Source organism: Phreatobacter sp. (assembly GCF_030691135.1).
GTDB lineage: Bacteria > Pseudomonadota > Alphaproteobacteria > Rhizobiales > Phreatobacteraceae > Phreatobacter.
The window spans coordinates 23,214-49,368 of the sequence record NZ_JAUYFA010000032.1 but is presented as its reverse complement, the minus strand read 5'-3'; the positions used below and the strand labels follow the sequence as shown (position 1 = coordinate 49,368).

19 protein-coding genes are annotated in these 26,155 nt (G+C 65.3%); 9 read left to right on the top strand and 10 right to left on the bottom strand.

What is annotated here, in order from left to right:
• The 5 genes from icmH to Q8O26_RS05250 all read left to right on the top strand — a co-directional run.
• On the top strand, positions 1–897 hold an 897-nt coding region (gene icmH / locus Q8O26_RS05270; protein WP_305574196.1), incomplete at its 5' end, for a type IVB secretion system protein IcmH/DotU.
• 4 nt (positions 898–901) lie between these two features.
• A complete protein-coding gene (gene tssM, locus Q8O26_RS05265; protein WP_305574194.1) occupies positions 902–4,501 on the top strand; it encodes a type VI secretion system membrane subunit TssM in 3,600 nt (1,199 codons plus the stop codon).
• The gene (gene tagF / locus Q8O26_RS05260) at positions 4,498–5,223 is read left to right on the top strand and encodes a type VI secretion system-associated protein TagF (RefSeq protein WP_305574192.1); all 726 of its coding nucleotides are present in this window, start codon (positions 4,498–4,500) and stop codon (positions 5,221–5,223) included. The genes tssM and tagF overlap by 4 nt, the downstream gene beginning before the upstream one ends.
• A gap of 2 nt (positions 5,224–5,225) precedes the next feature.
• Positions 5,226–5,942, top strand: coding sequence for a PP2C family serine/threonine-protein phosphatase (locus tag Q8O26_RS05255; protein ID WP_305574190.1), 717 nt, complete (start codon positions 5,226–5,228; stop codon positions 5,940–5,942).
• Positions 5,854–6,825 carry a serine/threonine-protein kinase gene (locus tag Q8O26_RS05250; RefSeq protein WP_305574188.1) on the top strand — a complete coding sequence of 324 codons (972 nt, stop codon included), beginning with the start codon at positions 5,854–5,856 and terminating at the stop codon, positions 6,823–6,825. Before Q8O26_RS05255 ends, Q8O26_RS05250 begins: the two co-directional genes overlap by 89 nt.
• Positions 6,826–6,829: 4 nt before the next feature.
• Here Q8O26_RS05250 and Q8O26_RS05245 read toward each other — a convergent pair whose 3' ends face one another.
• The 9 genes from Q8O26_RS05245 to Q8O26_RS05205 form a co-directional block, all read right to left on the bottom strand.
• A complete protein-coding gene (locus tag Q8O26_RS05245) occupies positions 6,830–8,467 on the bottom strand; it encodes a hypothetical protein (RefSeq protein ID WP_305574186.1) in 1,638 nt (545 codons plus the stop codon).
• Between the two features lie 82 nt (positions 8,468–8,549).
• A complete protein-coding gene (locus Q8O26_RS05240) occupies positions 8,550–8,915 on the bottom strand; it encodes a hypothetical protein (RefSeq protein ID WP_305574184.1) in 366 nt (121 codons plus the stop codon).
• Positions 8,912–10,792, bottom strand: coding sequence for a tetratricopeptide repeat protein (locus Q8O26_RS05235; RefSeq protein WP_305574182.1), 1,881 nt, complete (start codon positions 10,790–10,792; stop codon positions 8,912–8,914). The genes Q8O26_RS05240 and Q8O26_RS05235 overlap by 4 nt, the downstream gene beginning before the upstream one ends.
• A complete protein-coding gene (locus Q8O26_RS05230; protein WP_305574180.1) occupies positions 10,722–11,348 on the bottom strand; it encodes a DUF3540 domain-containing protein in 627 nt (208 codons plus the stop codon). Before Q8O26_RS05230 ends, Q8O26_RS05235 begins: the two co-directional genes overlap by 71 nt.
• Before the next feature lie 27 nt (positions 11,349–11,375).
• The gene (locus Q8O26_RS05225; RefSeq protein WP_305574179.1) at positions 11,376–12,542 is read right to left on the bottom strand and encodes a hypothetical protein; all 1,167 of its coding nucleotides are present in this window, start codon (positions 12,540–12,542) and stop codon (positions 11,376–11,378) included.
• Between the two features lie 66 nt (positions 12,543–12,608).
• The gene (locus Q8O26_RS05220; RefSeq protein ID WP_305574177.1) at positions 12,609–14,114 is read right to left on the bottom strand and encodes a type VI secretion system Vgr family protein; all 1,506 of its coding nucleotides are present in this window, start codon (positions 14,112–14,114) and stop codon (positions 12,609–12,611) included.
• A 9-nt stretch (positions 14,115–14,123) separates the two neighbouring features.
• Positions 14,124–14,531 (bottom strand): DUF4150 domain-containing protein, encoded by a 408-nt coding sequence (locus Q8O26_RS05215; protein ID WP_305574175.1) that lies wholly within the window; start codon positions 14,529–14,531, stop codon positions 14,124–14,126.
• A gap of 11 nt (positions 14,532–14,542) precedes the next feature.
• Positions 14,543–15,610 carry a pentapeptide repeat-containing protein gene (locus Q8O26_RS05210; RefSeq protein WP_305574173.1) on the bottom strand — a complete coding sequence of 356 codons (1,068 nt, stop codon included), beginning with the start codon at positions 15,608–15,610 and terminating at the stop codon, positions 14,543–14,545.
• Complete coding sequence (locus Q8O26_RS05205) at positions 15,597–18,632, bottom strand: DUF2169 domain-containing protein (RefSeq protein ID WP_305574171.1); 3,036 nt, start codon at positions 18,630–18,632, stop codon at positions 15,597–15,599. Before Q8O26_RS05205 ends, Q8O26_RS05210 begins: the two co-directional genes overlap by 14 nt.
• A 316-nt stretch (positions 18,633–18,948) precedes the next feature.
• On the opposite strand from Q8O26_RS05205, the gene tssD reads away from it, so the two are divergent.
• The 4 genes from tssD to Q8O26_RS05185 all read left to right on the top strand — a co-directional run bounded on the left by tssD (position 18,949) and on the right by Q8O26_RS05185 (position 25,361).
• Positions 18,949–19,461 carry a type VI secretion system tube protein TssD gene (tssD, locus tag Q8O26_RS05200; protein ID WP_305574169.1) on the top strand — a complete coding sequence of 171 codons (513 nt, stop codon included), beginning with the start codon at positions 18,949–18,951 and terminating at the stop codon, positions 19,459–19,461.
• Between the two features lie 139 nt (positions 19,462–19,600).
• A complete protein-coding gene (gene tssH / locus Q8O26_RS05195) occupies positions 19,601–22,303 on the top strand; it encodes a type VI secretion system ATPase TssH (protein ID WP_305574167.1) in 2,703 nt (900 codons plus the stop codon).
• The gene (locus tag Q8O26_RS05190) at positions 22,300–23,946 is read left to right on the top strand and encodes a sigma 54-interacting transcriptional regulator (protein WP_305574165.1); all 1,647 of its coding nucleotides are present in this window, start codon (positions 22,300–22,302) and stop codon (positions 23,944–23,946) included. Before tssH ends, Q8O26_RS05190 begins: the two co-directional genes overlap by 4 nt.
• Before the next feature lie 53 nt (positions 23,947–23,999).
• Positions 24,000–25,361, top strand: a complete 1,362-nt coding sequence (locus tag Q8O26_RS05185; RefSeq protein ID WP_305574163.1) for a serine/threonine-protein kinase — start codon at positions 24,000–24,002, stop codon at positions 25,359–25,361.
• Here the strand turns inward: Q8O26_RS05185 and Q8O26_RS05180 are convergent, their stop codons facing one another.
• Complete coding sequence (locus Q8O26_RS05180; protein ID WP_305574161.1) at positions 25,362–26,135, bottom strand: MinD/ParA family protein; 774 nt, start codon at positions 26,133–26,135, stop codon at positions 25,362–25,364.
• Positions 26,136–26,155 lie beyond the last annotated feature (20 nt).

The window sequence follows — 26,155 nt, the reverse complement described above, 5'->3', positions numbered from 1 at the left end:
GATGATCCGACGGTCGTCGGTCACAGGCCGATCGGCCCCTCGCGCGGAGGGCAGCGCCGTCCGCCCGGCGGCGGTCCGCACATCGTCGATCCCGTGCGAGGGCAGACGGCGGCCGAGGGGCAGGGCGACATCGACGCGGCATTGAGCAATGCACGTGCGCCCGCCAGCCAGGGCACTGGCCTTGCCCTGCAACCCGGGCTCGATGAGCCCGATGGACAGGAGGACACGCTCGCTGCGGCGGCCGGCCCGCTTCTGCTGCTCGCCGCGAAACTGCGCGAATCCGTCGAAAATGCCGATGTTGCGGCCCTGCGTCGCGAGATTGTTGATCAAGCGCGTCGGTTCGAGGAGCGTGCCGTACGCTTCGGCGCTCGGGCCGGCGACATCAGCGCCGCGCGCTATGTTCTGTGTTCCATGCTCGACGAGCTCGTCATGTCGACGCCGTGGGGGAGCCGGAGCAACTGGAGCGCCAACAGTCTGCTGAACCAGTTTCACAACGAGACCTGGGGCGGCGAGAAGGTCTTCGAGATCCTGGAACGGGTGAAGGGCGAGCCGTCAAAATACATCGCGCTGCTGAAACTGATCGACCTGTGTCTGCTGCTGGGTTTCGAGGGAAAGTTCCGCGTGATCGACGGCGGTCGCGAAAGGCTCGACGAACTGCGCGAGGAACTAGGCCGCCTCCTCCGGCAATATGGCTCTGTGCCGGCCAAGGAGCTCTCCGCCAACTGGATGGGGGTCTCCGGACGCAAGCAGTTGAAATCCTACATGCCGTTGTGGGTGGTGTTCGCGGGCGCCGCTATCCTGATGATCGGGGCATACGGGGCCCTGCAATGGCGGCTTGGGACCGCCATCGCGCCGGTTGAGCAGCGGCTCGACGCCATCCTGCGCGGGGAGGGGTGAAGCCGTGGGACTGGTCCGCTCCTTCCTGTTCTCGCTGTTCACCCTGCGGTCGCTGGTCACGCTCGCTGGCCTGATCTGCCTCGCCCTCGCCATCTGGTTTCTCGGTCCCCTCGTCGGAATGGGTCTGTTCGGCTACCCGGACTGGTTTCCGCTGGAGCGCCCGCCGGCTAGGGCCGGCACCATCTTCATGCTGCTCGGGCTGATCGCCGCGGTGGCACTGCTGCGCTTCTGGATGGCGCGGCGGGCCAACCGCAAGATGATCGCCTCGCTGCTGGAGACCGAGCAGATGTCGGCTATCGCCGACAATCGCAGCGGCGAAGAGGTAGAGGTCATCCGCGATCGCTTCCAGGACGCCATGGAGGCGCTGCGCGAGCGGGTCTTCCAAGGCAAGTCCGGCGCCGGGTACATTTCCGACTTGCCCTGGTACATCATCATCGGCCCGCCGGGGGCCGGCAAGACGACCATCCTGCGTCATTCGGGGCTCGATTTTCCGCTCGCCGACCGGATGGGAGCGGAAGCGATCCAGGGGATCGGTGGCACCCGGAACTGCGACTGGTGGTTCACCAATCAGGCGGTCATCATCGACACGGCCGGCCGCTACACCACCCAGGACACCAACAGTGAACTCGACCGTGCGGCATGGGTCGGGTTTCTCGACCTTTTGAAGACCTATCGGCCTCGGCAGCCCGTCAACGGTGTCATCCTGGCGATCAGCCTCGCCGATGTGCTGACGTTCAACGAGCGCGACCGCAAGCGCCATGTGGAGGCGCTGCGCAAACGAATCCAGGAGCTGTTGCGCAAATTCGGGATGGCCATCCCGATCTATGTACTGCTGACCAAGGCCGATCTGATCTCCGGCTTCAACGAGTATTTCGATGCCAGCGACGACGAGGAGCGCAAGCAGGTCTGGGGCATGACGTTTCCGGTCGACGGCGCAGCGACCCGGATCACCGAGAACTTCGATGCCAATTTCAAGGAGCTCTGGCTGCGCCTCGAACGCGGCCTTCCAGGGCGGATGCACGAAGAACGCAACCTGCGGCGCCGGGCTGCCATGTTCATGTTCCCCAAGGAGTTTGCAGCCGCACGCGCCGCCATCGGGAGTTTCGTCTACGAAGTGTTCCGCCCGACGCGGTTCGATGCCACGGCGCTGTTGCGCGGCGTCTACCTGACCAGCGGCACCCAGCAGGGTACCCCTATCGACAAACTCGTCAGCGAATTGGGGAAGTCCTTCGGGCTGCTCGGTGGCGGGGTGAAAACGCCGTTCTCCGGACAGGGCAAGGCCTTCTTCATCAACCGGCTGCTGACCGATGTCATCTTTGAGGAACAGGGTCTCGTCGGCACCGACCGCAATCTCGAACGCCGGTTGATGGCGGTACAGGCCGCAGGCTACGGGATCGCCGCGACGATCGCCGTCGTCACCGGGCTTTATTGGTACGGTGCCTTCGCGCGGAGCGAGGCACGGATCTCAGAGGTCGCCACTGCTGCGCAGGCGTTGTCCAGCGCGATGGCACAGCAGGCGACGCCGCTGACCTTCACCAACGTGCTGCCGACGCTTAATGCCGCGCGCGAACTCAAGCAGGTCAGCGGCGAGAACAGCCTGTTCGCCTGGCTGGAGGGAGCAGGATTATCGTCGGCCGCACGCCTCGGACCGCGAGCCGCAGAAATCTACGATCAGCTCGTCATCGGCCGTCTGATGCCCGCCTTCGAGCGCCGCATGGCCGAACGCCTGCAATCTTCAGCGGTGGCGGGCGAGTCGCTTCAGGTCCGTGACCAGTTGCGGACCTATCTCATGCTCGGTGATCCGGCGCGCTATGACAGGTCGGTCGTTGCGACCGCAGCACGGGCCGAGCTGCCACTCGCCTTCCCGGTGGATGCCCAGTCACGCACCGCGATGTCCGGTCATGTCGATCGGATGCTCGACCTCTTCCCCAAGCCGCTGCCGATAGACACCGGCCTGGTCCGCGCCGGTCGTCAGCGCCTGACGCGCGAGCCGCGGACCGACCAGATCTATGCCCGGCTGCTGCGCGAAGCTGCCCAGAACCAGAGGTTGAGACCCATCGACTTCGCGAGTGTCGTCGGTTCGACCAGCCTCACGCTTTCTGCGGCACGGAGCGCGCAGATTCAACGCCTCGGCATTCCCGGCATCTATACCAAGGACGGCTTCTATCAGTTCGTCCTGACACGCTTGCCGCAACTCGTCCGAGAAGAGCAGGGAACGGACTGGGTTCTCGCCTCCGATACGGTCGACGATACCCAGTTCCAGCGGGTCGCGATCGAGGTTCTCGATCGCTATGTCGAAGACTATGTCCGCAACTGGAACACGGCGCTGGCATCGGTCACGTCGATCCCGTTCCAGGATCTGCCACGCGGCATGCAAGTCCTGCAGGGGCTCGCGGGGCCGCGTTCCCCGCTCGAAGCGGTCCTGCAACTCGTCAAGGATAATGCCGATCTTCCGCCGCCAGGGGAACAGGCGAGCGGCGCCGCCCAGCAGGTGGCGGGCGCCATTCCGATCGCCGGAGGGGTTGCGGCATCGCTCGTCCGATCTGCCAGCGGTGCCGCGCTGGCGACCGCGCTCGGCGATGCGCCGTGGCCAGGCAAGCGCATCTCCGACGGGTTGCTCCCGCTCACATCGCTGATCACACCCAGCGCTGCCGGGACTGCACCGATCGGACGGGTCCGCGATCTGTTGTCGTCGCTCTACGGGACGGTCGGAAGCATCGCCAACGCTCCTGAGCCGTCGCTTGCCGCCTACCAGTATTTCCAGCGGCGGGTCCGCGACGCTGGCTCCGATGTCTTCGCCAACCTGCGCGCGGATTCGGCGCTCAGGCCGGAGCCTCTGCGATCCATTCTGCGCGACATTACAAATTCCGGCTGGACTGCGCTGTTGAGCCTCGCCTACGAACACGTCAACGAGGCCTGGAAGCGTGAAATCCTCCCGGTCTGCGAGGGATCGATTTCCAATCGCTATCCCATCTTTGCCGGCGCGCGGGAGGATATTACCCTTCGCGATTTCTCGGACTTCTTTCGCAACGGCGGCATTCTCGACGAATTCTTCAAGAAGTATCTGGAACCCCTCGTGGTCGACCAGCGCAACGGCTTTGCACCTGCCCGCATCGACGGTGTTGCGCTGCCGCTTCGGCCGGAGGCCCTCGCCCAGTTCCATCGTGCGCGCGTGATCCGCCAGTCCTTCTTCGCCACGGCCGGGGCGGCTCCGAGCGTCAAGTTCTCGGTCCGGCCCGCATTTCTCCACCCGCAGGTTCTGAGGGCGACTCTGTCGATCGATGGTCGCGATATTGTCTATCGCCACGAGCCGCCTCGCGCCTCTGAGATCGAATGGCCGACCCGGTCGGAGTCGAGTTCCATCGCGGTTATCCTGACTCTGGTGAACGCCTCCGAACAGCGCGTGGAGCAGACTGGCCCCTGGGCATTGTTCCGCCTCGCCGATCGGCAGGGCCTGACATCCGGCGGCAGTGCCGAGCGTTTCCGCTTTCAGGTCGGGGCGGCTGACGGCCCGAGAGTGGTCTACGAGTTGCGCGCCGCGAGCGTTTCCAACCCCTTCAATCCGGACGTGCTTCGCGCGTTCCGATGCCCCGACCGCCTATGAGCGACACCGGTTCCCTCATCGGCGTCTATGGCAAACTGCCTGCCCACGGTGATTTCATCAATCGCGGGATTCCCATTGGCATGGTCAATGCCTGGACCCAATGGCTCGATCGCAGCTTGGCCATGGCCCGACATGCCCTCGGGGACTATTGGCTTCCCACCTATCTGAGCAGTCCCCCCTGGCGCTTCGTCCTCGATCGCAACGTCGTGTCCAACGTCGCGGTGGCCGGTGTCGTGGCCAGTTCCGTCGACAAGGTCCGTCGAACCTATCCGGTGACGACCTTCCATGGGCTCGCCCAGGGTCTGCGGCCGCGCGACCTTCCGGGCAGCGCCGATGAGGGCTTCGCCGGTATGGAGGCGGCGATCTTCGAGGCGATCGAGGGGCGGATCGATGCCGACGAGCTTCAGCGGAAGGTGAGGGCGCTCGAGCCGGCCATGGCCGCGCTCGCGAACCCGGGAACCGACGAGGTTTTGCGTCACGGCGCCATTCCCGACGTCTCGGTCGGTTTCGGACGGACCGGCGTCGGCCTTGCCGAGAGGTTCAAGCGAGCGGGCGGCGATCCGTTGCTCGCCGTCGACGGGATGTGTTGCTGGTGGCAAGACGGATGGGCCGACATGCCGCCCACCACGATTATTTCCCGCGGTCTGCCGCCGCCGGATGTTTTCGTCGGCTTTCTTGACGGCCGCTGGGCCGACCGCGGTTGGTCCAAGAAGTTGCGCTGACCATGACATTGGCCTCCCCAAAGCCCAACCTGCTCGCTTCCGGCCAGTCGCGCTGCGGTTCCCAGCACGCGACCAACGAAGATGCTTTTCTGTCCATGCCCGAGGCGGGCCTCTTCGCCGTCGCTGACGGCATGGGCGGACATTCCGACGGCGGCCTGGCCAGCCGCTCGATCATCGAGATGCTGCAGATGGTGATTCAGGAGGCGAAATCGCTTCGGGACGGCACGAGCCTTGTCGAGGATGGCCTCAGATCGGTCGCCACGGCTCTCTGGCGCGAGGGGCAGGGCCGCCCCGTGCCGGTCATCGTCGGCTCCACCGTTGCGGCGATCTACGTGGCGGACGGCTATGCGGTCTGCCTCTGGGTCGGCGATTCGCGCATTTATCTGAGCCGGCAGGGGGAGTTGTTCATGCTCAGTCGCGACCACAACGTGGCAAATCTCGAGGGCACTCCGGACGTTGTGGGCTCCCGTGGCGCCATGTTGACCCGCGCGGTCGGGGCGAGCGAAACCGTCGAGATCGATCGTGTCGTCGTTCCGCTGGAGGCCTCAGACACCCTGCTCCTGTGTACGGACGGACTGACGAAGGTGGTCGACGACGTGGCGATCGGGTCCATGCTCGACGGCAATCTCGATGGGCTCGCGGCGCGGCTCGTGGCACTCGCGGCTGTTGCGGGAGCCCGCGACGACGTCACCGTCGTCACGGTGCGCTACGAGGGCTGAGGCCGTGACGCAGGGGAGTGACGGATCAGGGCTGCTCGCCGGTCGCTACCGGGTGGGCAAGGTCATCGGCCGAGGTGGCATGAGCACTGTCTTCGCCGGGCACGACATGCAGAGCCACGCTCGCAACGGGGCGCCAAGGGAGGTCGCTCTGAAGGTCATGCGGACCAGCGCCGCCGCACCGGATTTTGCCCGCCTTTTGCAACTGGAGGCACGGCGGCTCATCGATCTCACGCACCCGAACATCGTCCGTGTCCACAATTCGCACTGCCACGGACCCTTTCAACTGATGGTGATGGAACGGCTCCGCGGCGTGACGCTCGCCGACGTCGTGAGGACCAGGGATTTTGCGGGTCTTCCGCTGCGGCTGGCGTTCACCCTGATGCGGGAGATCGGAGCCGGTCTGCAGCACGCGCACGATCGCGGTCTGGTCCACGCGGATCTGAAACCCGGAAACGTCTTCATTGCCACCGAGGGGCAGGCAAAGCTTCTCGATTTCGGAACTGCCCATGCGCTGGCCGATCCGGGCCGGCGGTTGAGCGACGACGATTCCGAACTTGCGATCGAACGGGTGGGGGCGTTGACGCCCGCCTATGCCTCGCCGGAACGCCTCGCGGGCGCATCGCCCGGTGAGGTTGACGACATCTTTTCTCTCGGCGTCATCACCTACATCGTCATGACCGGCCGCCACCCCTTCGACCGCAAGCCGGCGATCAAGGCACGCGAAGAACTGCTGGAGCCCGCGCCCATCGCCGGCCTGTCCCGGCGGCGCTGGAACGTGATGCGGGCGGGACTGGCTTTCGACGCGGCCGAAAGGCCGACCTCGGTTGCCGATTTCGTGGCCGGTGTGGCGGGTGAGGGGCTCCTCGACGCTTGGCTCGGCTGAGGCCCTACAGCGCGATCCCGAAGGAGAATTCGGCGTCGACCGCGACGTCGGCTCCCAGGCGGATCCGAAGATCCAGTCCATCCTCGGACCGGGTGACGGAAGCCGCCCGGCCCGGTCCGGTCGATGCGACGAGTTCTCCCAGCCAGGCCGAGACCGCATCGGCGGCGTCGGTCGGCGTGCGTCCGGCGAGCACCTCCGGCAACTGGCTCGCCATCAGCCCCATCAGCCGTGCACCGGCGAGGGCGTGATTCAGGCTGGCCTCGGCGCTCGCCGCTGCCTGCGAACCCGCTGCGGTCGTCGCATGCGTCAGTAGCGCGATATCCCGGTCAGCATGGCCGACAAAGGCGTTTACCCCTATCCTACGCAGGTCCCGGGCCGCTTCCATACCGATCACCACCTCCAGCGGCCATGCGATGTCGCGGCCCCCCAGCCGGTGTGTGGCAACGACCAGGCCGCCGATCGCGGCCTCGGTTCCAGCGAGATTGCGCGGCCAGCCCTGAGGGCCCATTCGGCTGGCGAGAAGGGCGCCGGTCAGCATGGCCGGCTCCCCGTGGAGGGCTTCGCGGGTGCCTTGTGCGTCCTTCAGCAGAGGTCCGTTCCAGAAGGCGGCGAGATAGGCGCCTGCCGGTGTCGCCATGATCCCGCGCCAGGCGTCGTGAGCGGGGCCGCCGATGAGTTGCGAAGGGGCGTCGCTGCGCCCCACTTCAGAACCGGCGGTCCCAAGCCAGCCGTTATGGAGTGACACGAAGGCCGGAGCTCCGAGGGTCTCGCACGCCTCTGCGATGGCACGCATCAACTCGAAATCACCGGGATGCGTGGAGAAATGACCTGCGACGACGACGGCCACGAGTGTGGTGTCTTCCGGCTGGATGGAGGCCATCCGTTGCAGCACGGCGGGGATTTCCGAGCGGCCGACCTCGCACATGTCGATTCGAAGCGGTGTCTCGCGCCGAACATGGTCGACGATCAGCTTCAGCCCCGCCCAGCGCGCTTCGATGTCGCGCCATGCGGGGGAGGCAAACGCGAGGCGCATCTGACGGTCGAGGAGTTCACCGGCGACCGGATCGCCCGTCTGCCCGGTAGCCGCCGTGCTGCTGCGCGGCACGCCGGCAAGGAAGGCTGAAATCGCCAGCCGGGCGGGCTCCTGTGGTGCCGGCGCCGTGTCCACCATGCCCAGCAGACGGTCAAGGGCGCCATCGTCGTCCGGTGGAGAGACGGCGGCGGGTGGGACCGCCGTTGCGAGAATGGTCGAGGCCGATGCCGGCCGCAGCCGTGCGAGGGACGGATCCTCGTCATGCGCGCCTGCCACGACGGCCATCGCGCGCGCGAGGGTCGGTTCTGCCTTCACGGCGCGGACCGGGTCGAGGTCGCGCAGCGTCGCGATAGGAAAGGTCAGGCGGAGCGTCGGGCCGGCTTCGCCGATGAGGTTTGGAACGTCACAGGTGATGCTGACGCCGAGTTTTCCCGGAAGATCAACAAGCTCGGCGGCGTCGATTGTGAGCAGGTCGCCCCGAGCGCCGCCGCCGAAATCGCCGATGACCAGAATGCGGGATGGCGGCAGTGGCGGCCGACTGACCGGACCAAGACCTGCGCCGAACTGGCTGCTGACGATGACACCGCCCCGCTGTGCCTCTTCGCTCATGTCTGCCTCCTGCCTCCCGTCGATGACGCCGTCATCATGCCGGGCTTTCGTGGCAGGCAGACAACGAAGCCTCCGCAGAGGTTCAGGCTACTCCGACATGGCTCAAACGGTGGACCACGTGCAGGAACGCCTTGGTCTGGATGTCGACCCAGGCCTCGCCCTGCAGTTGAAAGCCCTGTCGCAGGCCGTCATTCGCACCGCTGTCGACGACGAGGTTTCCGGTGACCCGGTAGACGATGCAGGCGCGGCTGGCGAAGTCGCGCCGGTCGAGGGCCTCCGCCTCTGCCATCGCGTGCAGGGTCCGGCCGTCGGCGAGGTGCACGACGCGCCGTCCGTCGGCAGCGGGTGCGAAGCCCGCCAGGAGGCCGGGCATGACGCAGGAGCGGATGATGGCCGTCGCCGCTTCGTCGAGCAGAGGCGGTTCGTTGGTTGCCGGCGACCAGGTCATGACGCCGCCGTCCCCAGGGCTTCGACGTCGATCGGTTTCGTCGCGGCGTCTGACATGAGGGCGCAGATCATCGCGCGCAGCAAACTGATCTCATGATCCCAGCGGCCGGGACTGGACTGCCGAAGGATCCGCACCGAAGGGTAGAGCCTGGCTCGGCCGTTGTCCCCGAGCCAGTACCAGGGCGAACCGATGGGGAGGATGGCGATGGCCGGCCGCCCCATCGCGCCAGCCAGATGCAGCGCGATGCCGTCGATGGCGATGAGGCCGTCGAGGGCGCCGACTGCGCCGATGATGTCGATCGGTCCGGATATCTGCGCACCGCCATCCAGAGCTTCGGGCCAGTCTCGCAACTGGCGTCGCGCGGAACCGATGGCGAGGCTGACCGGCGTGACGCCGGCCGGAAGCACCTCCCGCATCATGTCGAGCGTGAACCCCGGCCGCACCCGATTCCAGACAATGCCGAGGCGGGGCGCGGCAAACTCGGAGAGCGCCGCGGTCCATGGAGCGAGTTGTTCATCTGATGCCTGCAGGCAGGGCCATTCCGCCGCCAGACCGGCTCCGCTGGTCAGGCCGTGCCGCATCAGAATGGCCGGAGTCACCGCGACAGCCGGTGGTGGGCCGGTGGGGGCCGCCGCCTCGCGCCCCGTGAGCTGGCAGAACAACGCCCGATGGGCCTCGTCGCTGTGGAGCGCTGCACCGTCGCTGACGAGGTTGCGGTGCCAGCGCAGAGCAATGACGGTTTCTATCAGGTCGGACTGGTGATCGATGACGATGTCGGCGTCGTCGGGGACGCCCGGCCCCTCCGGCAGCGCCTCCGCGAACCGCCCGAGCGTCAGCAAGACGGTGCGGCGCAGGATGCTCGCAGGTTCATGCGCCGCGTCGATCGCCAGCGCCTGATCGGCCGCGACAAGCGCATCTGAGGTGCGTCCAGTCGCAAGCAGCAGGCGCCCGAGTGCGGCGAGAGCGGCCGGCGCGCGCGGCTGGCGGCGGACAAGGGCGCCGATGACGGCGAGCGCGTCCGCCGGTTCGCCGCGCCGGATCTGCAGGCCGGCGACCAGTTCCACCGTCTCCAGGTCGTCCGGCATGGCCGCGAGCAATCGCCGCGCCGTACGGACGGCCTCGTCCAGGCGTCCCACTTCCGCCAGTCTGGAGGCGTAGGCGCGTGTCAGATCGGGGTCGGTCGGGCTGGCCAGGAAAGCGTTCTCCGCCAAGGGCAGGGCCTCGTCGTGCCGGCCGAGCATGGCGAGTAGGTTGGCGAGGTTGTGCGGTGCGGCGACATCTGCCGGATCCAGCGCATGGGCATGCCGGAAGGCGCGCTCGGCTCCGTCATGGATACCCAGGGCAACGAGCACGAGCCCCGCCGCGCGGTGAACCGCAGGTTCGTCATGGGCGAGCCGCAAGGCCCTCTCCACCGCATCGAGCGCGGCGGGACCGTCGCGCCGCTCAATCATAAGCTCGGCGCGCAAGAGCGAGAACCTCGCCGTCCGGGGTGCTAGGAGCAGGGCACGTTCAAGGCTCGCCTCGGCCTCTTCGCGCCGGCCGGCGAGGCGATAGGCTGCTGCGAGATTGGCGCAGAATTCGGCATTGTCGGGAGAGGCGGTGGTGGCTGCGCCGAAGATGTCGACAGCTTGTGCCGCGTCGCCCATCTCGATCGCGAGGACACCGAAGGCGGTGATGATCCCAGGATGACCGGGGTTCAGCGCCTGCAGATCGAGCAGAAGGGCCCTGGCCTCGGTGAAACGGCGGGCCTGGCCGAGCGTCACGGCGGCGCGAATATGCCGGTCCACAATGTCGTTCATGCCCGGGTCAGCCCATGGTGATGCGCTTGGCGTCGATGCGCACGTCCTCGGAACCGGTGATGATCGCGCTTCCGGCACTGCTGGCGGACAGGCCGGAGACGTCAGACACACGGCTGCCGACCTGTTCAGTGTCGAGGCCGTCGATGACAGTGACGCGACTGTTGCTGCGCAGCAGCGTTTTCTTGGCGATCGTTTCACTGGTCGCGACAGACGTCGTCAGCTTGTCTCCGATGAGCGTGAGCGTTCGCCCGAACCAATGGGTGACCTGACCCAGCAGCGAGAGGCGCGCAGCGTCGATGCTGACGTCCGGGGCCTCGACGGTCACCGTCGTGGCGGCACCCAAGGCGAGTGCCTGGGCGCGCAGGGTCATGCGGGCGGCGCTGTCGGGGAGGGACAGGGTAGCATCCCCGAGACCGGGCCGGCGCGTCACGGCGATGACGATCGCCTCCGTCTTCGTCGCCGCGACCAGAACCTGGTCCCCGGCCGCGATCTCGATGAGACAGGATAGCGCCCGTGACGCCGGCAAGACCCTGTCGTCGATGCGGACCAGCGCGCGCGGACCGGCGACCTCGATCACATCCGCTTCGCGAAGGATCAGGCTGCCCGTCTCCTGGGGCGAAACAGCGACCCTCATGCTGGTCTCGCGTTCCATAGGCTTGCCTCAGGCGGTGACGTCGGCGCTGGTAAATTTGGCCGCGATCGATTCACCCGCGGCCTTGATCCGGGAGCCGGTGATATCGAGCGACTTGTCCCAGATCTTTCCGACAGTCTGTTTCAGGGTCAGTTTTTCCTGTTTTATCTCCGCCCCATTGATAAATTTGCAGTCGATGTCGACGATCTTGAAGTCGATATGGGCGAGCTTGAAGTCGATGACGCCGCAGACCTTGGCTTCGCCGATCGCGTTGATCTTCATGTAAAGGCCGATGTTGATGTCGAGCTTGCCGCCGGCGTGAAGCGTGAAGTCACCGGCGAGCGCAATCGTGAGGGTGCCGGCGAGATTGAACGTGTGGCGGCGGCCGACGAATTTCGCATTGGCGAAGCCAAGGAAGGTCTGATCCGAGGTGCCGTCGGTCACGCGCGTCTCGTCGCCGTAGAATTTCGATGTCGACGTTCCGTGGTGCTCGGAGTACTTTTCGCCGTAGAACCACTCCTTGGTGTAGCCGTAGGTCTTCATCGACGAGGTCGCGAAACGCACGTCGTCGAGGGGGCCATAGGCGGCCTGCTTGATGTAGCCGAAGGCGGTGAGCGCGATATTGGCGGGATGGGTGCTGTTCCCTGCCTGCATCTCGATGCCATTGAAGGTCGAGAACTTGGCCGCGCCTGCCGGCAGGTCGACGGTGAAATCGCCGGTCTGACTGGCGAGCATCAGGCCTTTCTCCAGGTCGACGATCGCGCCACCGTCAGCGACCGCGATGATGTCGCCGTCTGTCTTGGCGAGAATGCCGTTCTTCAGCGGTGTCTGGGCGGTTCGGGTGATCGAGATCTTGTTGAGCTCGAACTGGCGGGTCGTGTTGCGGGTGCGACCACCGCTCGACGTCGCCAATGACGATCCATCCTCCTGGGAAAAGAGATCCTGGTTGCGTGAATTGAGCGTCGTATTGTATTCCTCGGCCGCCGTCTCGCGGTTGGTGGTGTCGGGCAGCGTCTGCAACTCTTGGGTGGTGACGCTGGAGGAGTATGTCAGATTGGCGGGGATGAGGCCCGACTCCTCCGCGTCGATATAGCCGCCGAGGCGGAAATAGGTGCCGCTGGTGACGGCGGCGCTGGCCGAGGTCGGAACCGCAAGGCGCGAGAAGGTTCTGGGAGAGCTGGGAGCGGTGGTCGTCATGGCGGCATTCCTTCCGGGGGCGCTGCGGCGGGCTCAAGTCGGGCTGTCTCGTCGAGGACCTGCGTGTCAGGCAGGGCCGTCGAACATTTCGAGCACGAGGCCGGCCTGCGTTCTCAGGCGGTTGTATTGCTGGTTGTCCTGCTTGACGACCGACCGCGTGTCGCCGTTGGGCACGGCGCCCAGGATGATCGGGTGGTCGAGATCGCCGTTCAGGTAGGCCACGACCACCTCCGTCCCCGGCAGCAGCGGAAACTCCATGCCGGTGTCGCTTGCGCCCGAATAGGGGCTGGCTTTGCGGACATAGTTGCTGCCCTGGTTTCGTGCCGAAGAGGCACTCGGGTGGATGAAGGTGATCTTGTATCGCCCGTCGGCATCGATCTCGGCGCGGCCACCCCATGCTGGTCCATCGATCCGCGCCGTGTGCAGGCCGGGGACCCGGGGGACCGGTGTCTGGCGCCGCGGACGATAGGGCAGCGTGTCGATAAAGCGGATACAGGTGAACTGGTTGTCATAGGCGTGGGAGCCCACACTCGCGGCAAATCCCGGTGCCACGGTCGTCGCCATGGCATGCCGAACCTCGGTCAGAAGGTAACGCCCGTTTAGGCTGGTGTCGGGATGGTCCGTCATTTCAAAGACGTGGCCGGGCCGCATCTTGCAGTGGTTGCTCCGCCCCTTGAAGATGCGGCTGTGGCAGGCAATTTCCTGCGCGCGGACGTCCGCCGCACGCTGCTTCGTGACGCCGCCGTTCAACAGATTGCCGAACCCATGGACGATACCGTGATGGCCGTCCGAAACGTTGGCGGTTGCTCCCGGCTGGGTCGTCGGCTGGCTCGGATCGTAGTCCTCGAGGCTCACGGAACTCGCAACGAGATCGGCAGTGTAGGCGAACGCCAGGATGGAGGCTTCACTTCTGCTACCAAAAGGCAGTTTGGTTTGGCCGCTGGAAGGCGGCTCGACGTCCGGGAAGGCGATGTTGGAATCGCCGTAGGCGAAAACCTCCATCGTGGAGTTCTGCTTGAAGAAATAGAATATCCCGGCCTGTTCGCACTGGCGGGACAGGAACGCGAGATCGCTCTCCTCGTACTGGACGATAAAGTCGCGCGTCGGATAGCTCGCCGCCAGGTGATTTTCGCTCTGCAGGACGATCGCTTCGCCTCGCGTCGAATCCTCGGTGCCTTGCAGCACGGTCGAGATCAACGCCGGAAGACCGATGGCATTGGTCGCCCCAAGGATGCGGTTCTGCCGGTGCAGCGCAAGCAGATCGAGCCGCGGGCGAACATCGATGGAGTAGGCAAAGCCGAGAGCGGTATCCTCCGAAAAGCCTTCGACCGCCGACATGCGGAAGACCAGGCCGTTGACCGTCACTGTCCCCATGGGAGTCGTTGCGACGGCCGTCGCGCTCTTGCCGATGATTTCGGCTGGGAGCAGGGCCCGGCTGGAGGAAAAGGAGATCCTGAATTCATAGGGACGCGAGATCGCCTCGGTCCCTTCGAACCCCTGGACTTTGAGCGTCGCACCGCTCGGTGGCGGTGTCAGTGTCAGGCTGATCCCGACCTCTGAACTGTTCGGCATGGCGACACCTCAGCTGAGTATGATGACCTTGATCTGCGAGGGGGACAGGGTCGCCCCCACGGCGTTCGGCGAGAGGCCGTTATGGCCGCTCGGATTGAGCATCTTTGTGGCCGGGGGGCCGCCGGTAAAAACCTTGACGGACCCGAATTGCGAGCGCACCGGCCCCATGACCATCCCCGAAGCCGGTCCCAGATTGACGCCCGGCTGATCGCCGAGCGACATCGGATGGGTGGTCATCAGGTTGTGAGCGGGCATCATCATCAGAAAGACCTTGACCTGGGCCGGGATCGCGGTCGGCGTCATCTGCATGTTGGGATAGGGAATAGGGATGGGGCCGACCGGCGTGGGCGTCAGGCAAACGTCCGGGAAGGCGAAGTTGATGCCGGGGATCGGGCCGTTGGCGTTCTGAAAGACCATGTTCGTTCCTCTCAGCGGCGCCGAACGACGCGACGGGGGTCGTAGGAATCGGCGACAAGTTGCGGCACGCGGGTCGTCAAGGTCGAACCGCTCGTCCCGGTGAACAGCGCACCTTCGGCGCTGACCCCGTGCAGATCGGTCTGCAGGAAGCTCGCACCCACCAGAGAAGCGCCGTCGAGGCGGGCATAGGGCAGGCGGGAATAGGCGAGGCTGGTGCGATCAAACCGTGTTCCCCGGCAGTCCGTGCGCTCGAACATGGCTTCGGTGACAATGGCGTCCGAAAGATCGGCACCTGCGAGATTGGCCCCCGAAAAATTGCTACTCGGCAGTTTCGCGCCGGCGAGAGACGCATTCCTCAGGTCGGCTTCAGAAAACAGGCACATCGGACCTGTCACACCGTCCAAGCGCGCGTTTCTCAGATCTGACTGGAGGAAGATCGATTGCGACAGGTCGAGGCCGGAGAGGTTGGTGCCGACGAGCCTGGACTTCATCAGGTTGGCCCGCGTCAGACTCAGCGACGTCAGATCACGGCCGCTCAGGTCTGCATCCACGAACATGATCGTGTCGAACCGCGCGCCGTCGAGCGCAGCTTTGCGCAGGTCGGCCTTGGTCGCGACGAGATTGGTGATGATCGCGTCGGTGAGGATGATCCCTTCGAGGTCGCATTCGAGGATGGCGACCGTATTCTGCGTGGATGAAGCGAAACTGGCGCTCGAAAGCCGGCAATCGACGAAGAAGGACTTGTCGATCTTGGCCTCGCCGAAATCGGCGCCCGTCAGATTGCAGAGCGCCAGCTTGGTCTCGGACAGGTGGGCGCCGCGGAAGGAGGCGCCGGCCAGCCCGCACTCGACCATATTGCTCCGGAGGAGGTTGACTCCGGTGAGGTCGATTCCGTCCGTGCCGCAGGATGCCAGCGTGACCTGCGAGAGGGTTGCCCCGGCGAGGCGCGCGTCCGTCAGATTGCAGCTTACGATCATGCATGCTTCGATATGCAGCCCCGTGAGGTCGACCGCCGACAGGTCTTCTTCGATGACCGGAACGCCGAGACGGCAGCATTCGAGAAAGTCACTGCGCTGCATCGGTCGCAATCCGAAGATGGGTCTGGTCGAGGTTGGCGCCGGTCAGGTCGGCGCCGGTGAGATTTGCATCCGACAGATCGGAACTCGCCATGTTCGCCTGCCGCAGCAACGAACCGCTGAGGTCGCTGCGGCGGAGTTGGCAGCCCTGCAGGTTTGCACCGAAGGCATCGATGCCACGCAGGTCGGCATTGCCGAGGATCGCCTCCTTCAGCGAGGCCAGTCGCAAAGAAGCGCGCGCGAGCTTTGCGTCACCGAGCGTAGCGCGATCGCCGCGAGCTGAATCGAACTTCCCGGCTTCCAGGTCGGCGCCCTGGAACGTCGTGCGCAGCAGGCTGGCGCCCGTGAAATCCGATTCCCGCAGGCTCGCCGGTCCCAGAAAGACACTGTCGTCGAGAACCGCTTCGACAAAGTCCGCATGGTCGGCCTTGAAGAGCAGGAAGATGCTGCGCCGGATCGAGGCAGCACGCGCCGAAAGGTTCATCGCGTCCAAATCGATGAACATGCATTCCTCCAACGAAGCGGCGGAAAGGGATGCGTCCGGCATGGGCGTCTGGATGAAGGACACTTTTTTCAGCCGCGCGCCGTCGAGTCGGAGGCCGCGCGCCGAACTGTTGAGGATTCGCACGCCGTCCCAGCTGCTCCGCGAGGCGTCGGTGCCGTCAAGGGTCGTGTTGATGAGCACGCAGCCATTCAGGGTCGCACCGGCGAGGCTCGCGTTCGTGAGGGTTGCGGCCGACAGGTTGGCCTCGCTGCAATCGCAGTCGGAAAGATCGGCACCGAACAGGACGGCCCCCGTCATCGCAGCCCGGGCAAGGCTGGAGCCGGCCAGAATGGCCCGCGACAGGTTGGCGCGCTCGAGAAAGGCGCCGGTGAAGTCGGTTCTGGACAGGTCCTCGCCGGAGAGGTCGGCGCCAGCGAGATCGCGTCCGGCGAGGCTCCCCATCCGCGCCCGCTCCGCAAGCACCACGTCGCCGAGGCGTCGGGCGACGTGCGGGCTCAGGGGCCGTTCGGGATAGACGGCCTCGGGCGATTTCAGACGGAGAACGGCGATACCTTCAGTCAGGCTCTGCTCGGCATGGGCGATAGCTCCATCCGCATGTGTCCTGATGTCGTCGCCGGAAATCGAAGCACCTGGCGGATCGACGGTCAGGCTGTCGAGCAGGGCGTCGAGCGGTGATGCCGACGATTGTGGAAGGCGTGGAAAGGCGGCTGTTACAGCGGCTTCTGCCGCAGTGATCCTCGCCAGGGCATCGCGTCCAGCCTTGGGGTCGGGACCACCTGCCTCCGGCGGTGCTCCGAGTGTTTCTCGCAGCCTGGTGATCTGGTCCCTCTCGGGGGGAGCCGGCGGCTGGCCAGACGTCGGAGTGCTGGAGAGGTCCGCCCGTGCCAGATTGTCGCGAACGTCGACGAAAAGGCTCGCGAACCCCGGCGTTGCGAAACGCTCGGCCGCGGCGCGGAATTCAGCGTCTTCGTCCTGCTGCCGGGGTATGGCCGCCAGGATGTCGTCGATCGAGCCCGGCGCACCGGAGCGCCGCGCCTCGTCGATGGCCTCTCGCGCGTCTGCACCTTCGGCACCCGGCAGGCTGTCGAGAAGAGCCTGGACCGCCCCACCATCACCGTGCATGCGCTGGGCCGCCTCCATGACGCCCGCATATTTGGAACGCTGCTCCTCGAGCATCGCCATTTGCCGGTCCCGGAAGGCGAGGGCGGATTCGATAAAATCGGCAATGTCGATCTCGCCGCTCTCGATCTCGTCGGGCGTCGGCAGCAAGACTTCGGGGTCGCCGTTTTCCGGTTGCGCCGGCAGGATGGTGTCGGGAAGCCCGTGTTTCGCAGCGAGCAGCCGAAACGAAAGTTCCTGACCGGCTCGGGTCCGTTCGGAGAGTGTCAGGTTGTAGGCCCGTCGGCGTTCCAACTTTTCGGCAGCCTGTTCCCCAGAGCGCTCCGGCCGCAGGAACTGGTCAGCCAGCATGTATTTGACCGCTTGGTCGGGATCGGCGCGCAGCCGGATCTGTTCGGCGTAGTGGCCGGGGTCGCGAGGGGCATCCGAGCTTCTTTCATAGGCCAGGAGAAGTGTTCTGGCGTCCTTGCCGTCGATGTCGTCGATCAGCATCGCGCCGCGGTAGATCAGCACGGCCTTGGCGACGGACCCGAAGAGCCATACGGTGTCGATGACCAGAGGCAGCTCATAGAGGCCTGCCGGATCGCTGCTCCTTTCGACGAATGCGCGTACGCGCATGGCGGGCAGCCGGCCCGTCACTTCCGGCACGGCTGCGGAAAACCCGCGCAGCAAAAACGGCTCATCACCGTCGAAGAAGCCTTCGCGACGCTGGTCCTGGGGAGCGACGAGGAACAGCCGCGGATCGGCGTCGACGGGAAGGCCGGGAAAATCGAGGCGTTGCCATTCGCCGTCCATCGTCCCGGCATATTGCAGACGCTCGCGGCTGGCGGGGTCGAGGGCGCCGACCAGCATTGGAGGCGGCCTGTCGTCGATGCTGCGGATCAGGCGGTCCGGAGTCTCGATGTTCGGCATAGGAACGGCAAGTCCCGAACCGAGCAGCGAGCCGGCGCGATAGCCCAGACCCGCCGGATTGCTTGGATGACCCGGGCCACCGAAAGCGCGCGCCGCCACCAGCGGCATCTCGGTGAACGGCTTCGGCGGAGTGAACCGGACACCCTCGGCGGTAGAGGTCCATGTACGCGACCCGATGGCGGCAAGGCGCTTCGCCACGGGTCCAACGACGAACTGGACGGTCATGGTGGGCACCGGCACGCCGCCGGGAGCCATTGCCTTTCCAGCCACGAGAACCTCACCGCAGGGCTTCGGCATGGCCATGTCGAGGATGGTGCCTTCAGGCAATTCCTGCGCGGCAAGGGCCCACAAGGCCTGATCGCCGAGGAAATCGGTCGGCTGTTGGAGGTCGACGAGCCCAAGTGCCGAGACGACGAAAGACACACCCGAACGGCGGCGCTCGGTCTTGGTGAGTATCCCCAACTGGCGCGGCTTGATGATCTTCGTCATGGCTCTCCGTGTCCGCGCAGCGCGGACGCCTTTGCCCATGCTGCCCAGCATGGCGCGTGCCAATGACAGTTTGTTCAACGTTTCGGGGGTTCACCGAGAGAAGAGCCGCAGGTCCCATTGTGCAGAAACGCTCCCGCTACGCTGAACTGTGCACGGATCTGCACAGGTGGAGGAGAGGTTGTTTTGCCGGGAGGTGAGCAAAAACCACGTGAATTCCGGCTTCGGCGCGCTGGAAAGCAGGTGGCATGACCGTTGCGCAAGTGAACCTGGGCAGGCCGTTCCTGAGCCGGCCATCCATTGACGAGGAGCCGAAACGATGGCGTTGGAATCCTACATCAAGATCAAGGGCACCAAGCAGGGTGACATTTCGAAGGATGCGTCCAAGAAGGACAGCATCGGTCAGGTGGCGAAGGCCGATACCACGCTGCAGGGCATGATCACCGTCGTGGCGTTCTCGTCCGGCATCGTGCTGCCGCGGGATCTCGCCTCGGGCGTCGTGACCGGCGCCCGGAACCACCAGCCGGTGATCTTCACCAAGTATTTCGACAAGTCGTCGCCTCAGCTCTGGCAGGCACTGGCGACCAACGAGATGCTCGAGGAGGTCGTGTGCGAATTCTACCGTCCCGATCCGGGCGGCGCCCCGCAGGCGCAGAAGTTCTTCACCATGACCTGGAACGAGGCGACCCTCATCGAGGGCAAGGCCTACGTGCCGCTGATCACCGACCCGGAGCACAAGCACTTCCAGTGCATGGAAGACTGGTCGTTCACCTACAAGAAGGTGAAGTGGGAGCACGGCCCGGGTTCGACGTCCGGTGAAGACACCTGGTAAGGCGTCACCATCCAGCACCGCGGCGCCCGGCATTCGTGCCGGGCGCATCCTGTCATTCGGCAGACACCTAACCCGGCTTCATTCCCATGGGTGTGAGTTCGTCGCACCGTCGGTGCCGGGATAGGGTCGGGGATACGCCATGCAGGTCGATCTGAAGCAGTTGCTGGGCAGATTTAACCCCTATTGCAAGCGAGCGTTGGAAAACGCCGCCGGCATGTGCGTCTCGCGCGGGCATTACGAAATCACGGTCGAACATGTTCTTCTGACGATGGTTGATGACGTCCAGCGGGACGTCGCCGAGATACTGGCTCACTACAAGGTCGATCCCGCCCTGCTGAAGCGTGACCTGCAGCGTGCCGTGGAGGGGTTCCGTTCCGGCAACACCGGCCGGCCGGTGTTTTCGCCGCAGTTGATCGACTTCTTTGCCGATGCCTGGCTTTTTGCATCGATCGAGCTCGGGATCGGCCATATGCGCTCGGGTGTTCTCGTCGCCACGGCCCTCGCCAATCCCGGGCGCTTCGGCGTCGCCGACTGGTACGACCATTTGAGGGCGATCCCGCTTGGCGAACTGAAACAGAAATATGCCTCCATCGTCGCTGCTTCCAGTGAGGAAGCTGGTGCTCTCACCACCGAAGCTCCGACGTCCGCCGGCAGTGCAGTGCGAGCCTCCGGTGAGCGCGATCCCGACGGTGCGTTGGCCCGCTTCACGATCAATTTCACGGCCCAGGCGCGGGCCGGCAAGATCGATCCGGTGTTCGGGCGCGATCGCGAAATCCGGCAGATGATCGATATTCTCGGGCGGCGGCGGAAGAACAACCCGATCTGCGTCGGCGATCCCGGCGTCGGCAAAACGGCGGTGGTCGAAGGCCTGGCGCTCAAGATCGCGGAGGGGGACGTCCCCGATTTTCTGAAGAACGTCGATCTGCTCAGCCTGGATCTCGGCATGCTGCAGGCGGGCGCTGGAGTGAAAGGCGAGTTCGAGAACCGCTTGAAGGGCATCATCGACGAGGTCAAGGCCTCGCCCAAGCCTCTCGTCCTGTTCATCGACGAGGCCCACACGCTGGTCGGCGCCGGCGGCTCGGCCGGCGGCAGCGACGCGGCCAACCTGCTCAAGCCGGCACTGGCCCGTGGTGAGTTGCGCACGGTCGCCGCGACGACCTGGAGCGAATACAAGAAATATTTCGAGAAGGATCCGGCGCTGGCCCGCCGCTTCCAGCTCGTCAAGCTCGACGAACCGTCACCCCAGGAAGCCGTCACCATTATGCGCGGCCTGCGCGGTGCCTATGAGAAGAGCCATGGCGTCTATGTCCGCGACGATGCGCTCGTCGCTGCGGCACTTCTATCGGCCCGCTATATCTCCGGCCGCCAGCTGCCCGACAAGGCGGTCGACGTGCTGGACACTGCCTGTGCCCGCGTCAAGCTGTCGATGACCACCCGGCCGGCTCAGATCGAGGACCTCGACCGGCGCATCGCGGTTCTGCGCCGGGAGTTGGCGTCGATCGAGCGTGACGCCGGAACGACCGGTCGCCGGGATGGCGCGCGGGTCGACGAGATCAACGCCGAGATCGCCCGCATCGAGGATGCGGCGGCGGCGCTGACGGTCCGCTGGACCGAGGAGCAGCGGCTCGTCGACGAGGTGCTGGGCCTGCGCCAAAAACTCGGACTGGGCGCTGTTGCCGGAGCGGATGACGCGGAAGAGCTCCCGGCGGAGAGCGCCGCCCTGCTGCGGGATGAACTGGCGGCCAAGGCCATCGAGCTGGACGCGCTAAGGGGGCGGGCGCCCCTCGTCCATTTCGAGGTGACACCGGAAGCGGTCGGCCAGGTCATCTCCGACTGGACCGGAATTCCGACCGGCAACATGGTCAAGGACGAGGCCACCGCCATCCTCAGCCTGGCGTTGAACCTGCAGCAGCGCATCAAGGGCCAGGACCACGCGATCCAGTCGCTCGACGAGGGGATGCGGGCAGCCAAGGCCGGCGTCAACAATCCGGGCCAGCCGATGGGAGTTTTCCTTTTCGTTGGGACGTCCGGCGTCGGCAAGACCGAACTCGCGACCCAGCTCGCCGATCTCCTGTTCGGCGGCGACCGTTTTCTGATCACCATCAACATGTCCGAGTTCCAGGAGCGGCACACGGTCTCGAAGCTGGTAGGAGCGCCGGCGGGCTATGTCGGTTACGGCGAGGGCGGGATCCTCACCGAGGCCGTCCGTCAGCGCCCGTACTCTGTGGTGCTGCTCGACGAGGTCGAGAAGGCCGATCCGGAAGTGCTCAACCTTTTCTATCAGGTCTTCGACAAGGGGACGTTGTCCGACGGCGAGGGCCGCATCATCGATTTCAAGAACACGGTGATCATCCTCACCTCGAACCTGGCCACAGAGATCATCACCGATCTCGGAACGCGCGAGGACCGTCCCTCCACCAGTGAGATCGCCGATGCGATCCGGCCCACCTTGTCGCGCCACTTCAAGCCGGCTCTGCTCGCGCGCATGCAGGTCGTGCCGTTCTATCCGCTTCTTCCGGACGTGCTTTCGCAGATCGTGCGCCTGAAGCTCGACAAGGTCGGCCATCGCCTCCTCGCGAGCCAGAAGATCCGCTTCGCTTATAGCGACGCGCTGGTCGACGCGATCACCACGCGCTGCACGGAGGTCGAGACCGGCGCGCGCAACATCGACCATATCGTCAACAAGACGCTGCTGCCGGAGATCGCCACGGAAATCCTCAGTCGCATGAGCGAGGAAAGGATGCCGACGGCGCTTGATGCTGATGTCGGCGAAGACGGCCGCTTCGTCTATCGGTTCATCGATACACAGACGGGTGCTCTCGATAGGATTGCCGCCGAGTGACGCTGTCCTGGATGCCCGACCACGACCCTTGCGCGCCGCTTGTGGTGGCCGAGGAACTAATGGACCTCGCGACACGCGTCGCCACGGTTCGGGATCTCGAATCCCTGCTCGGCGCAGTGATAGCGGCGGCCCGGCGCCTCACCAAAGCCGAGGCCGGGCGTATCCTGGTCCTCGATCACGCCGTGCGCAATCTGCACTGCGTCGTCGGCCAGAACGACGCGCATCCGGACGTCGCCGGCATGCCGGAGGCCGTGCCGGTCTATCTGGCCAACGAAAGCTACAACCTGCGCGATCCCAACGTCTATGCCGTCGTCACCGGCAAGGTCGTCAATCTCGGCGACGTGCAATCAGCATCGAGCTTCGACGTCTCCCGCCTGTTCGCCTTCGAGCGGCGAGGCGGCTTCATGACCCGATCCTTCGTGGCCGTGCCGCTGTGGCGGCCCGATCGCCTTACTCTTGGTGTCCTGCAGATTCTCAATCCTTCGCTGACACCCGATGGTCGCGTCGGCGCCCTGCCGGTGCGTTATGAACGTCTGCTCGCCTCGTTTGCCGCTCATGCTGCGGTGGCGATCACCAATGCCAGGCTCTTCGACCAGAACGAGGCGCTGATCCGTCACCTCGACAGTCGCGCGACGCGTCTGCAGGAGGAAAACACGCGCCTGCGCCGAATGGACAAACCGAACCCGGCCGGTTTCGTCGGCAACAGTGCCCCGATGCGCGCCGCCGTTGATCTGATGCAGCGTGCAGCGCAGACCCACGTGGCCGTCCTGCTGCTCGGCGAGACCGGCACCGGCAAGGAGGTCTTCGCGCGCGCGATCCACCACAACAGTCAGCGTGCCGAGAAGCCCTTCATCGCCCAGAATTGCGCTGCCTTGCCGGAAACTCTCCTCGAAAGCGAGTTGTTCGGGCACCGCAAGGGCGCCTTCACCGGCGCCGTCGCCGATAAGAAGGGACTCGTCCAGGAGGCCGAAGGCGGGACGCTCTTCCTTGACGAGATCGGGGACATGCCCATCGGCCTGCAGGCGAAGATCCTGCGCATGCTCGAGGAGGGCAGCATTCGGCGGGTCGGTGGCGGCCGGGTCGAGCCCGTCAACGTCCGCGTCGTCGCTGCCACCAACGTCAACCTGCCCGAGAAGATCGAGGCGGGATTGTTCCGCAAGGACCTCTTCTACCGGCTCAACGTTTTTCCGATGAGCCTGCCGCCGCTGCGGGAGCGGCCATCGGACGTGCCGGCCCTGGCAGACCATTTTTTGGTTGCCATGGCGGCTAGCCTCGGACGGCCCGTGCCGGCCCTGACCCCGCGGGCGCTCGACTGTCTGGTCGGCTGGCACTGGCCTGGAAATGTGCGCGAACTCCGCAATGTCGTCGAGCGCGCCCTGGTTCTGCTCGACGACGGAGAGCGTATCGACACGCGCCATCTGCCGCCGGCGATCGCCGGGGTCGGTGGGGAGGTGCGGGCTGCGCCGCCGCGCGCGGTGGACGGCGATCTTCGCTCGATCATGCAGTCCTATGAGGCGCGCATCATCGAGACCAAGCTGTTCGAGACTGGCTGGAACCAGAGCCGGGCCGCGCGACTTCTTCGCATTTCCCGGCGCAGCCTTATCGACAAGCTGCAACGCTATGAACTGAAGCCTCCAGGCTGATCCCGTGCCATGATAAGCAGGTTCCGTCCGTCTGACCGCGATCCGGGTCTCCTATGACGTCTCCTGCCGGCCCTGATGCCCTGTTCCTTTCGTTCCTGGCAGGCAAGCTGACTTTCGATCGACTGACTGCCGCACTGCGCAAGGATATGGCGGCGAATCCGGCGGCGCGCCGGGACATCGACCGCGTCATCGACAACCTCGTCAATTCCGGTCGGCTTCCTTCCGACCTCGGCGCGCTCGTCCGTCATGCCATCGAAAAGGAAGATCAGACTGCCGACGACGACCTCGATCCGCCGACCGAGCCGCACCAGAGGCGGGAGGAGCCGCACAGCGGTACCGTCGAGGACGATCCCTTCCGGGACAAGATAGACCGGGTCATCCTGTCCGCCCTGGTCGACGATTTCCGGCAATACCGGGATCCATCGGTTGGCGGACGGACCGGTGGCAACGACGCCCGGCAACTCGACGATGCATTGTCGAGCTTCCGCAGCGCCCGGGTTCGCCGCGACGCGCACAATGCCGCGTCCGGGCGCGTACGGATGGACACCCATCAACGGTCGCAGGCGGCGACGCGCGCCATTGGCATCGGCTCGATCCTCAAGGATCGCTTCGTCCTCGACCGCGAGATCGGCCGCGGCGGCATGGGTGTGGTCTATCGCGCCGTCGACCGCCGCCGCCTGGAGGCGCGTCATGCGCAGCCCTACGTTGCGCTGAAACTGCTTTCGGGGAGTTTCCGCGACCATCCGGATGCCTTTCGGACGCTGGAGGCGGAAGCGCGCAAGGTTCAGGACCTCGCCCATCCGAATATCGTCACTGTCCATGACTTCGACCGCGACGGTCCGAACGTCTTCATGGTCATGGCACTTCTGGAGGGGCGGACGCTGGAAGATGCGCTCAACGACCCCGGAAGCGGTCTGTTCGACGCCGATCGGGTAATCGAGGGAATCTGCCGCGGCCTCGAACAGGCCCATGGTCGTGATGTCGTCCACTGTGACCTCAAGCCCGGCAACGTCTTTCTGACCCTGGAGAACGAGGTCAAGGTTCTCGATTTCGGCATTGCCAGTGCCGGCCGCCTGAGCGGTTTCGATGCGGCCAGTCTGGATGCCCTGACGCTCTCCTATGCCAGTCCGGAAATGATCGCGGGGGAACCGCGCGACGTCCGCGATGACGTCTATGCGCTCGGCTGCCTCGTCTATCGCATTCTGACCGGGCGCCATCCCTTCGACGGCACATCGGCCTCTGAGGCCAACCGGCTGGGATTGCGGCCGGAGCCGATCGAGGACCTGCGCGGCCAATCCTGGGGGGCGGTGCGCGCCGCACTGTCTTTTGCCCGTGCCGATCGCCCCGCCAATGCAGGCGCTTTCCTGGCGGCCTACCGCGGACGCAGCCTGATGGACCGCATTTTCAAACGCTGATCATGCCTCGATCAGGTCGGCGAGTTGCTCGACGCCCTTGGCATACGGCGATTCGGGATAGAGCAGCGAGAAGAGCCCGGAACTGCCCAGACCCACCATCTCTTCGCTGAGGGGCAGCATGGCCGCCACGGGAGTTTTGTAGGTCGTGCCGATGCGATCGGCCAGGTGCTTGAAGTCGAAGCTGGCCAGCACCTTGTTGACCACCATCAGCAGTTGCGGCACTTCGAGGCGCTGGGCGAGTTCCAGCGTGACCGCCGTCCCCTGATAGTCCTGGTAATCCGGGCGCAGGATGAGAATGAGCGTGTCGGAGATCGCGATCGACAGCAACGTTTCCTCGTTGACGCCCGGATGGGTGTCGATCAGCAGATAGTCGAGTTCGAGAGCCTCCCCGAGGCTATGGAATCCGTCGTTCAGGAGGCTCACGTCGTAGCCTTCCTTCAGGATGCGGGCGATTTCGCCGGCACGGATGCTGGCGGGAACGAGCAGCACGTTGCCGGGGCAGGGCACCGGGGCGTTGCTGCTGTCGACCAGCGACGATGTGACGTCGATTGCCGTTTCCTCGACGCGACACCGGCCCCACAGGTAGTCGTTGAGCGTGAAGCGCAGGAGTTTCGGGTCGATGTTGAACAGGACGTGGATGCCCGGAGACTGGATGTCCGTGTCGACGATCGCGACTTTTCTGCCGCGGCGGGCGAGAGACGCGGCGATGTTCGCCGTCAGGTTCGACTTGCCTGTGCCGCCTCGGTAGGAATGGGTGGATACGACGCGCGTCACTGTCCGATCCTCGTTCTGCA

Coding starts and splice junctions, on each gene's coding strand:
- Q8O26_RS05225 (WP_305574179.1), bottom strand. CDS start 12,542: ATGACGACCACCGCTCCCAGCTCTCCCAGAACCTTCTCGCGCCTTGCG.
- Q8O26_RS05220 (WP_305574177.1), bottom strand. CDS start 14,114: ATGCCGAACAGTTCAGAGGTCGGGATCAGCCTGACACTGACACCGCCA.
- Q8O26_RS05210 (WP_305574173.1), bottom strand. CDS start 15,610: ATGCAGCGCAGTGACTTTCTCGAATGCTGCCGTCTCGGCGTTCCGGTC.
- tssD (WP_305574169.1), top strand. CDS start 18,949: ATGGCGTTGGAATCCTACATCAAGATCAAGGGCACCAAGCAGGGTGAC.
- tagF (WP_305574192.1), top strand. CDS start 4,498: ATGAGCGACACCGGTTCCCTCATCGGCGTCTATGGCAAACTGCCTGCC.
- Q8O26_RS05185 (WP_305574163.1), top strand. CDS start 24,000: ATGACGTCTCCTGCCGGCCCTGATGCCCTGTTCCTTTCGTTCCTGGCA.
- Q8O26_RS05205 (WP_305574171.1), bottom strand. CDS start 18,632: ATGACGAAGATCATCAAGCCGCGCCAGTTGGGGATACTCACCAAGACC.
- Q8O26_RS05240 (WP_305574184.1), bottom strand. CDS start 8,915: ATGACCTGGTCGCCGGCAACCAACGAACCGCCTCTGCTCGACGAAGCG.
- Q8O26_RS05255 (WP_305574190.1), top strand. CDS start 5,226: ATGACATTGGCCTCCCCAAAGCCCAACCTGCTCGCTTCCGGCCAGTCG.
- Q8O26_RS05215 (WP_305574175.1), bottom strand. CDS start 14,531: ATGGTCTTTCAGAACGCCAACGGCCCGATCCCCGGCATCAACTTCGCC.
- Q8O26_RS05250 (WP_305574188.1), top strand. CDS start 5,854: ATGGGCTCGCGGCGCGGCTCGTGGCACTCGCGGCTGTTGCGGGAGCCC.
- tssH (WP_305574167.1), top strand. CDS start 19,601: ATGCAGGTCGATCTGAAGCAGTTGCTGGGCAGATTTAACCCCTATTGC.
- Q8O26_RS05230 (WP_305574180.1), bottom strand. CDS start 11,348: ATGAGGGTCGCTGTTTCGCCCCAGGAGACGGGCAGCCTGATCCTTCGC.
- Q8O26_RS05245 (WP_305574186.1), bottom strand. CDS start 8,467: ATGAGCGAAGAGGCACAGCGGGGCGGTGTCATCGTCAGCAGCCAGTTC.